The 15843-nt window shown below is 42.7% G+C and carries 11 protein-coding genes; 5 read left to right on the forward strand and 6 right to left on the reverse strand.

The genetic code is table 11. The features are described 5' to 3' along the window. Positions 1–253: 253 nt before the first annotated feature. Together PBAT_RS05040 and PBAT_RS05045 are read left to right on the forward strand one after the other, a co-directional pair. Positions 254–1186, forward strand: a complete 933-nt coding sequence (locus PBAT_RS05040) for an alpha/beta hydrolase (protein WP_149466276.1) — start codon at positions 254–256, stop codon at positions 1184–1186. 106 nt (positions 1187–1292) lie between these two features. Beyond that, a complete protein-coding gene (locus PBAT_RS05045) occupies positions 1293–1829 on the forward strand; it encodes a DUF4367 domain-containing protein (protein ID WP_068647171.1) in 537 nt (178 codons plus the stop codon). 2 nt (positions 1830–1831) lie between these two features. Here the strand turns inward: PBAT_RS05045 and PBAT_RS05050 are convergent, their stop codons facing one another. Genes PBAT_RS05050 through PBAT_RS25895 form a run of 3 tightly spaced genes read right to left on the reverse strand, consistent with a single transcriptional unit; the run spans position 1832 to position 5932 of the window. Continuing rightward, positions 1832–3676, reverse strand: a complete 1845-nt coding sequence (locus tag PBAT_RS05050) for an ABC transporter ATP-binding protein (RefSeq protein ID WP_068647173.1) — start codon at positions 3674–3676, stop codon at positions 1832–1834. After that, positions 3660–5417 (reverse strand): ABC transporter ATP-binding protein, encoded by a 1758-nt coding sequence (locus PBAT_RS05055; protein WP_068647175.1) that lies wholly within the window; start codon positions 5415–5417, stop codon positions 3660–3662. The genes PBAT_RS05050 and PBAT_RS05055 overlap by 17 nt, the downstream gene beginning before the upstream one ends. Positions 5418–5428: 11 nt before the next feature. Next, entirely contained in the window at positions 5429–5932 is a 504-nt protein-coding gene (locus PBAT_RS25895) for a hypothetical protein (protein WP_246168342.1), read from the reverse strand. A gap of 249 nt (positions 5933–6181) precedes the next feature. On the opposite strand from PBAT_RS25895, the gene PBAT_RS05065 reads away from it, so the two are divergent. Beyond that, entirely contained in the window at positions 6182–7222 is a 1041-nt protein-coding gene (locus PBAT_RS05065; RefSeq protein ID WP_246168343.1) for a S66 family peptidase, read from the forward strand. Between the two features lie 60 nt (positions 7223–7282). Here PBAT_RS05065 and pdxR read toward each other — a convergent pair whose 3' ends face one another. Beyond that, entirely contained in the window at positions 7283–8722 is a 1440-nt protein-coding gene (pdxR, locus tag PBAT_RS05070) for a MocR-like pyridoxine biosynthesis transcription factor PdxR (RefSeq protein ID WP_068647177.1), read from the reverse strand. A gap of 118 nt (positions 8723–8840) precedes the next feature. On the opposite strand from pdxR, the gene PBAT_RS05075 reads away from it, so the two are divergent. After that, positions 8841–9359, forward strand: coding sequence for a DinB family protein (locus PBAT_RS05075; protein ID WP_068647179.1), 519 nt, complete (start codon positions 8841–8843; stop codon positions 9357–9359). Between the two features lie 18 nt (positions 9360–9377). After that, a complete protein-coding gene (locus tag PBAT_RS05080) occupies positions 9378–9833 on the forward strand; it encodes a RidA family protein (protein WP_068647181.1) in 456 nt (151 codons plus the stop codon). 75 nt (positions 9834–9908) lie between these two features. On the opposite strand, the gene PBAT_RS25155 is transcribed toward PBAT_RS05080, so the two are convergent. Continuing rightward, entirely contained in the window at positions 9909–10082 is a 174-nt protein-coding gene (locus PBAT_RS25155) for a YHYH domain-containing protein (RefSeq protein ID WP_149466277.1), read from the reverse strand. A gap of 538 nt (positions 10083–10620) precedes the next feature. Next, on the reverse strand, positions 10621–15783 hold the full coding sequence (locus tag PBAT_RS05085) for a glycosyl hydrolase family 8 (RefSeq protein WP_068647183.1): 5163 nt from the start codon (positions 15781–15783) through the stop codon (positions 10621–10623). Positions 15784–15843 lie beyond the last annotated feature (60 nt).

Consider the following 15843-nt stretch of genomic DNA (forward strand, 5'->3'; position numbering starts at 1 on the left):
TCCTCTATATAAATCAATCTACATGAATTGAACTGAATTTGCGCTTACAAGTTCAATCTATGTACATAGAAAATATATCATAATTTAAGGGTGAATTGACAAATGGATTTCATCATTGGATGGAGGAGCAGATGAATGGACATTATATGTAAAACGATATTCTAAATGTGTTAGTTCCTTTATACTTGAAATTGAGACATTACCGAAGCGCTATTGTAATAAGAAATTATTTGTCGTAATGGGAGAGGGACATATGTGGACTGTGATGGTGGCTATAGTTAGTGGTGTTGCCGTACTATTGTTAGGTCTTGTTACTGCGAGTGTTTATTTATACAACGTAGGTATTCTACGTAATAATAAGGATTTCATGAATGTTGATCCTAACTTGGTGAAAGCATCACATCCTTGGGAGTATGCTAATGATTGGTTGCAGACACAGCCCATGGAGACGATTCATATTCGGTCTGATGATGGTTTGCAGTTAGCGGGCTATTATGTTCCTTCACTGACGGATTCGAATAAAGTCGTCATTCTTGCACACGGATATTCAGGGCAGGGAAGAGACATGTCGAACTTCGCCAAAATGTATCAGGATCTAGGATATCACGTACTGATGCCAGATGACAGGGGACATGGTCAGAGCGAAGGACATTACATTGGGTTTGGTTGGCATGATCGAAAGGACTACCTGAAATGGATTGATTATATTATTACAAGCCAAGGAAAAGATTCGCAAATTATTCTTCATGGCATCTCTATGGGTGGTTCTACTGTATTAATGACAAGTGGCGAACCTTTGCCTGATCAGGTAAAGTGTATTGTTTCTGACTGTGCCTATACTTCGGTTAAAGATATATTGAGCTATCAATTGAAAACCATGTACAAATTACCTGCTTTTCCGTTGATTCCATTAACGAGCTTAATATGCAGAATAAAGGCAGGATATTTCTTCGGAGAAGCTTCAGCAGTAACTCAGGTGAGTCGAGCGAAACTTCCGATTCTATTCATCCATGGTGATGAGGATAAGTTCGTTCCTTATGATATGGTGCACCGTTTATATGAAGCCGCAGGCAGTGAGAAGGAACTATTATCCGTACCTAATGCCCAGCATGGGAACGCCTATTTCGCAGATAAAGAGGGATATGGTAATAAGTTGACCTCGTTTGTGGGCCGATATGTATTCTAAGTAAAAAGAGTGTTCGTGATTCATGACTTTCATCATGAATCACGAACACTCTTTTCTTTAAAAATGTATTGATATTAAATTAGAACTTAGGAAGAGGTAATATTTCATGCTTAAATTAGTCTTGCTGAGTTTCAGCATGCTTATCTCCACTGGGGTTAGCATGAATAAACATACACAACCTAAAATTGAACAATTAACTAAATACACTAACTTTGAAATCTACGCTCCATCAAATCTGGAAGCGGGTATCCAATATGAAATAAAAGTTCCTTCAGATGTGAGTCAGACGAAATGTACAGATTTGGTTCTAATCAACTATTTCAACGCCAAGGGATCCTATGTAGTCGGAGTCAGACAACAAAGAAATAACGCCTATATGGCCCAAGAAAATATTGAGTTTGATGTGAAAAATAGAACCCAAACAACTAAGAAAGTTATTCGGAAAGTAACGTTAGAACCCCGAGGAGAAGCAGTCTCTGTAGATGGATCTGAAGGCCGGTATGAAGCTTATCTAGGAACAAATGCATCTGGCGGAATACTGAAATGGGTACAATCAGATACATATATTGAATTAGATACGTCAAGTCTATCTAAATCTTCCTTGATAGAAATAGCTGAATCTATGAAAAAAGTGAATAACTAACGTTACACCACTCTCCGAAACTGACTTGAATATAGTTCGTAATAGAACCCTTCCGCAGCAAGAAGCTGCTCATGATTACCTTGTTCGATGATTTGGCCACCATTCATGACTAATATTTTATCGGCATCCTGAATGGTGCTTAATCGATGGGCGATCACGAAGCTTGTTCGTCCCTTCATCAAGTTCTTCATGGCTTCTTGGATATGCATCTCTGTCCGCGTGTCTACGCTACTTGTAGCCTCATCTAGAATGAGAATAGAAGGATTAGCTAGAATTGCTCTGGCGATCGTAAGGAGTTGACGCTGACCGTGACTCAGATTACTTCCTTCGGCTTGCAAGATCATATCGTAACCATGAGGTAACCTCGATATGAAACCATCCGCGTTAGCCAGCTTAGCGGCCACTATAATCTCCTCATCCGTAGCATCTAATCGACCGAAGCGAATGTTATCACGAATGCTACCAGAGAATACATACGCATCCTGCAGAACCATCCCTACTTCCGTGCGGAGGCTGTTCTTATCCATTTGACGAATGTCTAAACCATCAATAGTGATCCGACCTTCTTGGATATCATAAAAGCGGGTTAACAAATTGACTATGGTTGTTTTGCCAGCACCTGTGGGTCCGACAAGCGCGATTTTCTCACCAGGATTAGCGACGAAGGAAACATTCTGGAGAATGGGAGCATCAGGTCGGTAACTGAAAGAAACGTTATCAAATTGAACCTGGCCACGCATGTCATGTGAGACAACCCTTCCGTGGACTTCTGTATACTCTGATTCTAATTCCATAATCTCAAATACACGCTCAGCACCAGCGACAGCCGATTGAATCATATTATATTGATTCGCAAGCTCAGTAATCGGACGTCCGAACTGTTTGGAATAGTTAAGGAAACTGACGATGATGCCGACGGTAGTTAAATCTTTAAATACCATCCAACCCCCAATGGCAGCTATAAGTGCAAAGTTAAAGTTGTTTACAGCGTTCATGACAGGACCTACGAGTCCAGCAACAATCTGAGCTTTCTTGCCCATCGTATTTAACTGTTCATTAATGGCTTTGAAGCGCTTAATTTCGGTTGCTTCACGTCGATACAGCGTAACTACCTTTTGCCCTTGAATCGTCTCTTCAATGAATCCGTTCAGTTCTCCAAGATGTTTCTGTTGACCTTTGAAATATTTGCGCGTCAGCGAGGAAATCTGACGAGTAGCCAATAGAATAAGTGGGATCGTGATTAAGCTGACTAGCGTTAATGAAAGATTCAGGCTTAACATAATGACGAGTGAACCCGATAGGGTGATAAGGCTAGTTAATAATTGAATGACACTCTGATTAAGTGAATTGGATACATTCTCGATATCATTGGTCGTTCGACTCATCAGTTCCCCCGTACTATGGGTATCGAAGAACTTTAGAGGTAGGGATTGATACTTCTCGAAGAGATCGTGTCGAAGTTCAAGCACGGTCCGTTGGGATACACCACTCATCACATAGGACTGCACCCACGATACGATACTTCCTAGAATATAAATACCTAGCATCAACAAGCATAGCCATAACAGACCGTTGTAATCTTTAGGTAGGATATATTTATCAATTGCTTTCCCGATGAGGTATGGACCGATAAGAGATATGACTGAGCTTAGAAAAGTGGAGATATAGACGATGATAAGTCCCGTTCGTTGACGTCTCAAATAGGTCCATAGTTTGGCAATCGTAGCGGCTGTATTCTTGGGCCGCACTTTCGGGATAGGTCCTGGTCCTCTACCGCCACCCATACCCATGGTTGGTCCCAATGGTTTAAAGGAATGATTAGAGCTTTGCTTAGCTGATTCTGACATGCTCTTGTTCCTCCTTCCGTTGGGATCGGTAGATATCTTGATAGATGGCGCTGCTGTGAATGAGTTCTTCATGGGTTCCTTCAGCTGCAATCGTACCGTTGTCACCCAGGACTATAATCTGATCTGCATCGATGATTGAGGAGATCCGTTGGGCAATAATAATGGTAGTCGTATGGTTCATCAGCTCTTTAAGCGCTTTCTGTATACGAGACTCAGTTCCTAAGTCTACAGCGCTAGTGCTGTCGTCGAGAATTAATATGGCAGGACGCACGAGTAGTGCTCTGGCTATCGAGATACGTTGTTTCTGGCCACCGGATAGATTGACGCCTTTTTGACCAAGAATGGTGTTATACCCATCAGGCATACGCATGATGAAATCATGTGCTTCCGCGGCCTTGGCATAAGCTTCAATCTCGTCTTGTCCGGCATCATTTTTGCCGAAACGAATGTTGTCTCGAATTGATCCTGTGAACAGAATGGATTGCTGTAGAGCCATCCCAATCTTACCCCTTAAATCATCCAAGGGAATGTCTTTAACGTCGGTCCCATCAATCAGCACACTGCCGCTCGTTGTATCATATAAGCGGGGAATGAGACTGATGAGTGTTGACTTGCCCGAACCTGTTGCGCCAAGAATGGCGAGTGTCTGACCGGGTTCTGCTTGGAAAGATATATCTTGAAGAACTAAGTCTGTCTGAGCAGTGTCATAGGCAAAAGATACGTTCTTAAACTGGATATGACCGGAATGAATGATAGCATTGGTGCCGTTCTTTTGTGCGTATGAAGGATCTGTAATTTCGGACAGGGTATCCAGCACTTCGTTAATGCGCTCTGAGGATACTTTGGCACGAGAGACGAAAGGAAGCATGTTGCTAATCATGAGCATAGAGAATAATAACTGAGTGACATAGTTAATGAAGGCGATGAGCTCTCCTGTAGATAGGGAACCACCTCTGGTAAGTCCTCCGCCATACCACAATACGGCAACCACGCTTGTATTTAGAATAAGCGTCATGATCGGCATATTTATAGCGATCAATCGTGCAGCTTTAATAGCAGTATGCGTATATTCCTCATTTGCTTTACCAAACCGTTTGCGTTCATAGTTGGCCCTGACGAATGCTTTTACAACTCGAATTCCAGATAAATTCTCCTGAAGCACGTTATTCACGGCATCCAGTTTAGACTGGACTTTGGAGAACAGCGGGAAGGACTTACGAATAAGAACGACTAATAAGATAAATAACAACGGAGTGGCTATCGCTAGAACGAGCGTTAATTTCGGACTAATCGATATCGCCATGATAAAGCTTCCGACAAACAGGAGTGGGGAACGAATAAATCCGCGCATAATCATCTGTACAAATGATTGTATTTGCATGACATCATTGGTTAGTCGGGTAATGAGCGAACCGGTCTTTATTTGATCTAGATTGCGGAAGGAGAAAGTCTGAACTTTCTCAAATAGGTCATTGCGCAAGTCCCGTCCGAAGTTCTGAGAGGCAATACTTGAGAAGACGGTACAACCCACACCTCCGACTGCACCAATGAGTGCTACACCAAGCATCATGAGCCCAGTCTTCTGGATATGAGCTAGGTCGCCCGTCATAATGCCGTCATTAATGATACTTGCCATCATGATGGGTTGTAATAAATCCATCCATACCTCAAGAACCATGCACAGAGGGCCTAATATACTTGATATCCAGTATGGTTTTAAATACGATTTTAACTTCCACATAAAGGGCTACCTCACGGATTCGTAGGATTATCGGATTCATTCTCCTGTATTTCAAATAAATGAGTGAACTGTTGAATGATATCATCCACTGCTTTTAATTCTCCACTAATAACTTGTTCGATCGACTTGAATTCAGGCTGTTCTAGTTGTTGCATTAAGGTTGAACGTTTTACTTGTAATTGCTTGAGGAAAATTAGGATGCGACCGCGGCGAAAGGTCTTCGCGCCATGCATATTCTTGTCATCTCGATGAGTGGAACGTTGTGCTGAGGAGTCCTCTGTATTCATATGATCCAATTTCTTGCGCTTTCGATCTATAAGTTCACCGGAATCTTTGCGGTGATCGCGGTCACTATGATGCCGACCATGAAGTCTTCCACGTTCGCCAGAGTTCGAACTTCTTTCTGTGGCGGCTCGATCTAGGCTACTGACTTCTCTTCGTTTGCTTAATCCATGAGTTGGAGATCCTTGTTCCCTCTCGGATAATCCATCACGTGCAGTTATACGGCGTCGCATATTCAACACTCCTTATTTTCGTATCATTCGTATACATTTGTATACGTTTCTTTATGTATACAAATGTATACCTCTAAAGAAGTGATGTCAATAACATAGTCTAAAGATATGAATTTATATGTTCAAACCTATATCTACTAGCCGGAGAAATTGGGTATGTGTGAAAGAGTAGATGTTAAGAAGGTATCTTAATGCGTTATAGAGAAGAAGGTGTTAGGCAAGTATTTTGTTTAACCGGAGGTCATGATTATGATGAAGAAACCCACAAGACTAAGGGTGGGATCGAAGATTGCAATCATATCCCCATCCAGTGGCGTACCCTATGTATTTCCGGGTATCTATGAGCTAGGATTACAGAATCTCCAAGATATGTTGGGATTTGAAATTATTGAAATGCCTACAGCGAGAATGTCTCCCGATGAGTTATATAGGAATCCGAAGCAACGAGCAGAGGACATCAATGAATGTTTCAAGAATGATCAGATCGATGGAATCATTACATCCATTGGTGGTTACGAATCGGTTAGAATTTTACCGTACCTAGATACTGAGATCATTAAGAATAACCCTAAATTCATCATGGGTTTTTCGGATGCGACGACCTTTTTGACATATTTCAATGTGTTGGGAATGGTGACCTTTTACGGACCCTCTGTAATGGCAGGGCTTGCGCAGTTACAACACTTACCTGATGCTACTACACAACATTTGAAGTCGATTTTGTTAGAAGATCATTATCCATATACATATAGACCTTTCGAGAGATGGACAAATGGTTATCAAGATTGGGGTAATTCGGATACGTTGGGACAATGTAGAGAATTTCATCATAATGAAGCGGGATGGACCTTTATTCAAGGAGATACAATAGAAGTGGGTTATGCATGGGGCGGCTGTATTGAAGTGCTAGAGTTCATGAAGTCAACAGTGTATTGGCCGAGCGAATCTTTCTGGAATGATAAAATACTATTCTTCGAAACGTCAGAAGAGAAGCCTACGCCGGGACAAGTAGGATATATGCTTCGCAATTACGGTATGCAGGGCATATTCCAGCAGATTAAGGGGGTAATGTTTGGTAGAGCCCAAGATTACTCGAATGAAGAGAAGCAAGAGCTGAATCAAATGCTATTAAGCGTCATCAGGGACGAATTCGGAGCTAGTAAGATTCCGATTGTTATCGGTGTAGACTTCGGACATACAGATCCCAAATTAATCATCCCCTTAGGTGGATTAGTGCAGCTAAATCCAGTAACAGGAGAAATCGTTCTTCTGGAAAGTCCATTTGCCTAAAGGGTAAACCAGAAATAAGTGAAGCTAGAGTACGCCATAGGCGTACTCTTTTTCATTCTATTAATTTGATCCTATGTCTGTCGTGAATACGTGTGTCCATGCCTTTTTCAATCGTTGAATACCTCGTTCCATATCGCATACATTAATCCCTCCGAAACCCATATAGATTCTAGGGAGTGAGTTACTTGAATCTAATCCCGCATACTGTGAACCGTATACCCGAACGCCTTCGGATATAGCTAGTTCTATTAACTGTGTTGCACTGTAGGCCGTGTTGACGGTTAATTCAATGTGAAGTCCAGCGTGATCGCCTTGGACGTGGACATCATCTAAGAAGTGTATTGCGAGTAACTGTGTTAGAGAGGCATGTTTCTTACGATAGACATGACGAATCCGTCGGATATGACGATACCAATGACCACGTTCAATGAATAGGCTCATGGCTAATTGGTCAATACGCGATGGGCTGGAGAGGATGTGTTCCATCGTTTGCAACTTCTCCAATAAAGGGAGAGGGAGAACCATATAGTTCATACGTAACGCAGGTGTAAATGCTTTGGAGAATGTACCCATGTAAATCACGACGCCCTTGTGATCAAGCCCTTGAAGTGAAGGGATTGTTCTGCCCGTATAGCGGAATTCACCATCGTAATCGTCTTCAATAATGTACGCGTGATGGTGATAGGCAAATTGAAGCAACTCCACTCGGGTATTGTAGGGCAATGGATGACCTGTTGGACGCTGGGAGGGTGTAACATAGACAGCCTGGATATTCTGATCTTCTAATTGGGCAATCGAGAGTTGATGATCATGAAGTGGGACGGGCACGATATTCCAACCATGCTGAGTAAAGAGATCTCCAACCTGAGCAATGCCATCTTGTTCGAAGGTAACATTCATAGGCAAAGATAAGAGTTGCGTGAGAATATGAACACTATAGGAGATACCTGATCCGATTACAATTTGATCAGGAGAGCACGATACGCCTCGAGAATTTTTTAAATAGTGGGTGAGTTGGACGCGTAAATCGTATTCGCCCTTAGGGTCGCCATATTGATGAATAGTGCAATCACTTAGGGAAAGCGCATCAGTCAAGACAGATCTCCAAGTGGATAGCGGGAAAGAATGGCCATCTACCGCCAATAGATCGAAATCGATTATGCTACTTGTTGATGATGGAGCGGGTGTATTAGCTATCGGTGGGCAGTGTACTAGCGTGGTGCTGTTACGATCTCTAAGGTCTATGGCCTGAATGGAATGCGGATTGACGACATAGAGACCTGAGCGGGGTTTGCTGAGAACGTAACCTTCTTCTAGCAGTAGGTGATAGGCGGATTCAATGGTTGTTTTGCTAAGAGAAGACTGTTGACGAAGAGAACGGATAGAGGGTAACTTCGTACCATCTGTGATTTCGTTGTTTTGAATAAGTGCTCGAATATATCTATATAACTGCATATATAACGGACCTTGTCCATCTTGCGGTAGCATAATATCGAACATGACAGCCTCAATCTGACCTCTATTATATTTGGATAACTGCTACTTTTTAGGAGGTCAAATCTATTATAGACTAGGCATAAGAAGTGCATCAACTTTCTTGTTAGAAAGAAGGAATTCTATGTCTAAGATCGTTCATATTGTGATTGAGCAGATGAATGCGCAACTTGAGAAAGTCGTACATTGTGTGCAGCGTTTATCGGAAGAAGAGGTCTGGTTGAGATTAGCACCGGACATGAATAGCGTTGCGAATCTATGTGTTCATTTGGCTGGGAGTGAATATCAGCACTTTGTTAGTGGGGTGGGTAATAAACCGTTTATCAGAGAAAGATCGCAAGAGTTCGATCAGCTTGGTGGATATACGAAAGAGCAATTACTTGTACAACTTCAGTCGGTTCGTAGAGAGTCTATTCAGGTACTGCTTGGCATTACGGATGAAGATTTACAAAGACAAGTGAAAATGTATTTCAACCGTGAGGATTGGAAGCGCATGAAGGGGATAGATACTGAAGACTCGGAGCGATATGTGGTTAGATCCATCCAGAGCCATTTGGTATATATAGCAGAACATCTGGGTTATCATACGGGTCAGATCGTGTTAATCACGAAGTTGCTATTGAAGAGTAGTGCGACGCTTTAACCATAGGGGTGGAGACTGTTGACAGGAGTCGTTGATGCAAGATTAGAAGCATTAGGGATTGTACTTCCGAAAGGGAGCGAACCCGCAGCTAATTATATGAACTATAGCATCGTAAATGGTCTGATTTATATATCGGGCAAGGGTCCGTCGGGCCATCCTAAAGGGAAATTGGGTAGTGATTATTCAACGGAAGAGGGGTATGAGTTCGGAAGACAAGCTGGAATAGAGGTGCTCGCAGTTCTCAATCAGGCGTTAGGTAGTTTAGATCGGGTGAGTCGGGTCATTAAAGTTCAAGGACTAATAAATGCATGTGCCGAATTTGAGGAGCATCATCTCGTTCTGAATGGCTTCTCTGATCTGATGCAGGAAGTATTTGGTGAGAAGGGACTTCATGCACGCTCAGTCATGGGTGCTGTGTCATTAAGAGGAGATCTCCCACTTGTGGTGGATTCTATATTTGAGATCGTCATTTAAATCGCCTCGCTTATGCTGTGAATCATAAATAATGAGAAACCCAGCCTAGGAAGTATCTTAAGCTGGGTTAATGTTTTATTTTTTCTTCTTATTGTGATAGTGATAACCTGTACAAAGTCCTTTTTGCTTAGATTTTGCGGAGCAATTATGCCCGCCATTCTTATCGGTTCTTCCTGAGTGTGCATAAGCAGAAGAGGTGATTCCCAGCAGTACGATCAGAGCAATGGATAATAGGATAATTTTTTTCATGTACACACCTTGTATATGGCCTGTGCTTCAGGCGTATTAGCTTTCTTAATGATTCTACAATAACTACTATATTTAGGATATGGAGTTTATTCTAATAATTCTTCATTAAATTCTTTATCTAACTATAAGTAATTGTCCACCGTTAGTTATAAGTTCTTATGTGTCTTCTCATCAATGTAGATCTCCAGGGCTTTAATACCCCGACGAGCTAGCTTGATAAACAAAATTGAACAATAAATTCCGAGTCCAATAAGCCCTACATAAATGAGTAACATAAAAATAGGGAATATTGATAACCACCCATTGGTGCTATCCATGATTAAATCACTTCCTTTCTGATATTGTAATAAGCGGTACAATAGGTAGATCGATCACAGTAACATTATAAGCGATAAATCAGTTGGAAAGGGTAAATTAACCATATAATAAAGTAAATGACTAATGTAAGAGATAATTGAAATTGATTTGCTGACAAGAAATAACCCGGACTTGGTCCGGGTTATTTCTTTAACCTATAGATACTTAGGGATGGAGGTATCTATGACAAATATTTGAGAATGACACGGTAGATAAGAACTGCCGCTTCCGCTCTCGTTAGTGTCTGTTCAGGACGGAGGGTGTTACGATCGCCTTGAATGATTCCTTCTTTGACTAATAGTGCAGCACTTTCCTTGGCATAGTCTGCAAGCTTCGCTGCATCTGTAAACCGACTGAGATCAGATGCACTGTCGATTTTCAGATTATCAAGTTGTAATGCTCTGGTTAACAGCACCATCATTTCTTGTCTAGAGATGAACGCTTTGGGTTCAAAACGGTCTCCTCCAGTTCCAATGGCGAGCCCAATCTTCTTAGCAATACTCAACGCGTCATGATAATAAGATTCGGATGAAACATCCTTAAAGTTAGAAGGTGCACCACCTTCAAACCCGAACACTCTCACTAGGAGTAGAACGAAATCAGCTCTTGTGATATTGTGGCCCGGTTCAAATCTGTGATTCGAAGTGCCTTTGATAATCCCTTTGGCTGCAAGATACTCAATAGCAGTCTTCGCCCAATCAAAGCGTGTATCTACATCGCTAAATGAAGGGGTCTTATCCGGTTGGTTCGTATCAGGCAAGGGAACAGGGACTGGATTCGTGCTATTACCTGAAGATCCGGAGCTTCCGTTACTTGAGTTAACTGTATCCGAACCACCACCGGTTGAATCCTGCGTTGTAACAACTCTTATATTACTGATCTTAGACAGGTTACCGGCTGCATCATAAGCGACGACAAAATAACGATATTTCGTATTTGGCATCAATCCGCTATCCCTGAACTCTGTTTTGTCTGTCGTTGCGATTAGGGCATCATCACGATAAACGTTGTAGCCTACAACCCCCTTATTATCAGAAGAAGGAGTCCACTTAAGTTCTATAGCTGTGTTGGATACGGCTAGGGCTTTCTCAATGGTAGGTTCCATCGGCGCCTCAGTGTCTACTATGGTAGGAGACCACCAGTTACCTGATACCACCATCATGCTTAACAATCGAAGCGTGTTACCGAAATAAACGTCTTCGTCCGTAGAAAGTTTGGCATTATGATCCCACAAACGGTTAAGCCAATCTTGATTCTTGGGATCTAGCATCGCAGCAACCATCATTGGCGCGGAGAATGAGTTATCACTATACTCCTCTAATGGCTCTGAACCATCCAACTTGTATCCGGCTAAGATCTTGCTCGGATCGTCGTTTGTTTGCTTGCGTACCCAATCGGTGAGCTTGTTCAATTGCCCCTTCGCCCGGGCATCTCCGCTCACTAGGTAATCTGTACCGATGCGCCAAGGCGTACGGGAAGAATTGTAGCTGTAATCGCCATCCGTTTCTGACTCTAGGAATTCTGGCTCTGCGGGAACATATTTCCCATCCTTCTTCTCCACAAAGTCAGGAAGAAGTCCAGCATTAGGACTGAAGTTTGTGTAGAGTTCCTGAGTGATCGAATACGTCTTGTCGATCACGAGGTCCCAATTGCGATCGCCTGTTACATTACGGAAATCTCTCAAGTGTTGAAGCATAAAGTCAGATGGTCGTGTCGCGGTTCCGTACTTAGGATCGCTGTCATCTACCCAATCCGCTAGTTTTAAAGTCCACTCGGAATGATTGACATCACTTTCCATAATGGCATTAATCACTTTTTTAGCTTCAGCTAAATAATTGATTGCTCCACTGCTTCCCCACTGGCTATCTGCAAGCAGTAGAGCGTATGCAATATCCATATCTCCATCTGTTGCGGAGTCAACACCTTGGACATCAATGATGTCTTGGCCTGTGTCACCCTGCCTCCAAGCCATTAAGTCTGGGTTGATGCTACTCGGGTGTGCTCTAAAGTACCGGTACAATCCATCAAAATATGACTTGGCTTCTGGATCATGGCCTGCCAAATAAGCAGTAATTAACATGCCGTAGCCATGCGCTTCAGAGACGGTAATCGCATCATAATCGACATCGAGAATATCGTCATGTTCCTTCTCGAACCAATCGCCATCGGCATACCATACATAGTATTGAGCGGGGTCCGATGGCTTAAGATGCGGATTAGATTTCAGATATTTCTTTTTCCAATCATCAAATAAACGGGCCACGGTTGCATCGATTTGTGTTTGTGGCTGATGATTTGGTTTAATCGAGCCAGTGGCTAAGCTCGTATGCTGAGGGAAAGGTCTGATCGTAGCCGTTCCTGTGGTAGAAGGCTTCGTCTTCAGACGGATCTCACTTGTAGCAAGTGATTCCAATCCGCTCTCATTCACGGCCTTCACCGTATACAGATATTCCGTATTCGGATCTAATCCGATATCGGAATAGGAGGTTTGTGGGGTCTTACCAACGAGAGCACCATTGCGGTACACATGATAACCCGTTGGCTTGTTGCCGGAAGAAGCTGTCCATGTTAGGTCAATTTGGAAAGGGGATATTGCCTTTCCACGCAACTGAGTAGGAGTTGTAGGAGGTTCAGTCACCGATGGACCTTCTAGGGTGCTGACTTCTACCTTGTCGGAATTGTCTCTAGTACCAACGGACTTGATGATCAAATTGTATTGAATTGCTGGATTGAGATTCTCGATGGTTAAGCTGTATTGCTTTGTATTCTCTTTAACTTGTTGGTAAACACTCCAGTGTTTACTGACTTTATCATCCTTCTCATAAATTCGGAAACCCCTTACAGGTTCCTTACTAGATGAAGGTGTCTTCCAAGTGAGAATAGCTTTATTGCCTTGTAGTTCAACCTTAGCCTCAACCACGGGGTCAGGTTTGGTGTCTGTTCGTTTAATGCCGTAATGATCGTATACTTTCAGGCCATTCTCGTCATAGCCTGACTTGCCTTCATCTTCAACCGCTGCCGTCATCGCATCAAATTGTAGCACCTGATCCGAGAGGGACACATCGGTAAACATCTTCTTCTCAGGTTGTTCGTCGATTGCCGCGAAGTAGTCGTCGTAAGGAATTGGATTGCCAGCGTCATCTAGAATTTCCTCTGGTTCGCCGTCTTCTCCAATTTGATACTGGTTATTCTTATAATAGAACTTATTTCCGAATGCATTCGACATAAGGTAAACCGTTCCTTTGGGATTGATGACGTTGCCATCATCGTCTTTCTTCAAATCCGATGGATCGATAACTTTGTCGCCATACATTTGGAAAGACCTCATATACATGTGGTCGTGGGCCTCAAACACCATATCGATTCCGAGTTCATCAAATACGGGAATCAGATTTTTTTTGTAAAATTGAACGCGTTCGTCTTCCCATTGAGCCGAATTATCGCCAGCTGCATAAGGGGATTTGTGAAACATGACGAATTTCCACTTCTTATCGCTCTTTGCAACTGTATTTTGCATCCAGGTCACTTGATTCCAAAATTGTTCTTTCTTGTCGTCATCCCAATCAACCTTGCTGCCATCCTCACTAACCTTTCCGTCAAATTGTGAGTTGAATACCATATACAGTCCGTCGCCGTACTCGAATGAATACACGGAGCCGTCGTGCGTAGCATCTACAACTTTATGAGGTAAGTTGAAGTGATTGTAAAAGTTATTATTCGGTGTTGTCTCATCACCGTCCCAATCAGAGATCTCATGTCCACCAAGCACTGGAACATACGGAACGTTCAGCAAAGGTTCCTGCGCCAGACCGAGCATCCACTGCCATTGCTCTTCGAGATCACCGTTATCGACTAAATCGCCGGCACTGATAAGGAATTTAGGATCACCGATGTAATTGTTTGCTTTCTTGAACGTGTCCGCCCACGGCTCGAATTCTGATTCGCTCGAAGCCTGTGAATCGGATCCGACAATAAATCGATACGGTTGCGAAGTAGATGTATCTGTCATGAAAGATCCGATAGAACTCCATTGCGTGCCATCGCCTACACGGAATTTGTATTGCGTTCCAGGTTTTAAATGATCAGCAATCACTTTATGACTAAAGAATGTTGTCTTGTCCCCGGAGGATCTGTCATTCTGGGTCATATAAGTAGAAATTTCATTTGCTGTGCCAACATATTGGGTTGCCTCTTTTGGAAATATTCCATCTTGAATCTGGGAGGCTTCAGCGACTTGCACTTTCGTATCGGTCATGATATCTGTATACCATGCTAATGCAATGCTTGTTTTTGGGTCACCATTAAAGGCCATATTAATGAGTTTTGGCATATTTGGTGAATCCTGCGCTGTGAAGCTCCATGTGATATCCCGAACGAGTGGGCTAAGATCTACACCTTGAATAGCTGCTTTGGGTATTGAAACAGTGTAGGTTGAACCGTAAGTTAATGCATCATGTTCGATCCATAGATAGTTGTCCTTCACATTAAAGTGTAGACCAGGAACCTTCTGATTCTGGGCATCTACGACAGTAATGGCATTGTCCGTTACTAAGGAGATTTCTTTATTGAATTTGACTTCAAAGGGTGCGTTTGAGGATACCTTCTTCGCCCCATTCCTAGGGAGATGCATCAGATCAATAGTAGACTGAAAAGGGACTTTTCCTGGGATCGGTACGCCCTCCACAGAAATGTTCCGAATTCTGCTAGATCCTCCTCCGCCAATACCGTCTGGATTGTCTTTGGAGTTGGTTGCTCTATTCGAGTTAACGAGCCATCGAATGTACAATAATTCCTTATCATCTGCATCCGGAAGCGGAAGTTTGTTAAGTTTACAGGAATCATCCGTGCACTTGTAGCTAGATGAGGTATTCATCTGAATGGTACCGTTCGGTACGTCCGTCCATGTGGAACGATCCGTGCTAACCTGTATTTTGAAGTCGTTGGGGCCAGAACCAGATGAATTCTGTTCAGAAGATAAAGTAATATTCTCGTAGGTGGCCGTTGAAACGGTCGCCAACCAATATTTCTTATCTTGTCCTTCGTCCCAACCTTGATAACTGATATCTTGTTCATCTTTATCGTAGTATTCGAATCTACCACCAATGTTCTGAAGGATAGAGGACGATTGGTATTGACCTCCTGTAGCAAGGTGGATATCATATTCACCCTTGTCCTCGAACTTCCACTCTGACAGTACGGTTACTCCTGTGGAGAAATCCGCTAGATCTGCTTTCGTTCCACTGGCATATGTAGCGCTTGGTAATGACCATGGAATCAGCAAGAAGACCATAAAGAGGAAGGCGGCGCGGTTCAAATGTGTTCTAATTTTCTTCTTTAGTCGCATGTTTGTTGTATCCCCTTTCACAATAGTTAAAGCGCTTAAACTTTTAGAGTGGCGTTACCC

Source organism: Paenibacillus antarcticus, assembly GCF_001637225.1.
GTDB classification, from domain to species: domain Bacteria; phylum Bacillota; class Bacilli; order Paenibacillales; family Paenibacillaceae; genus Paenibacillus_AQ; species Paenibacillus_AQ antarcticus.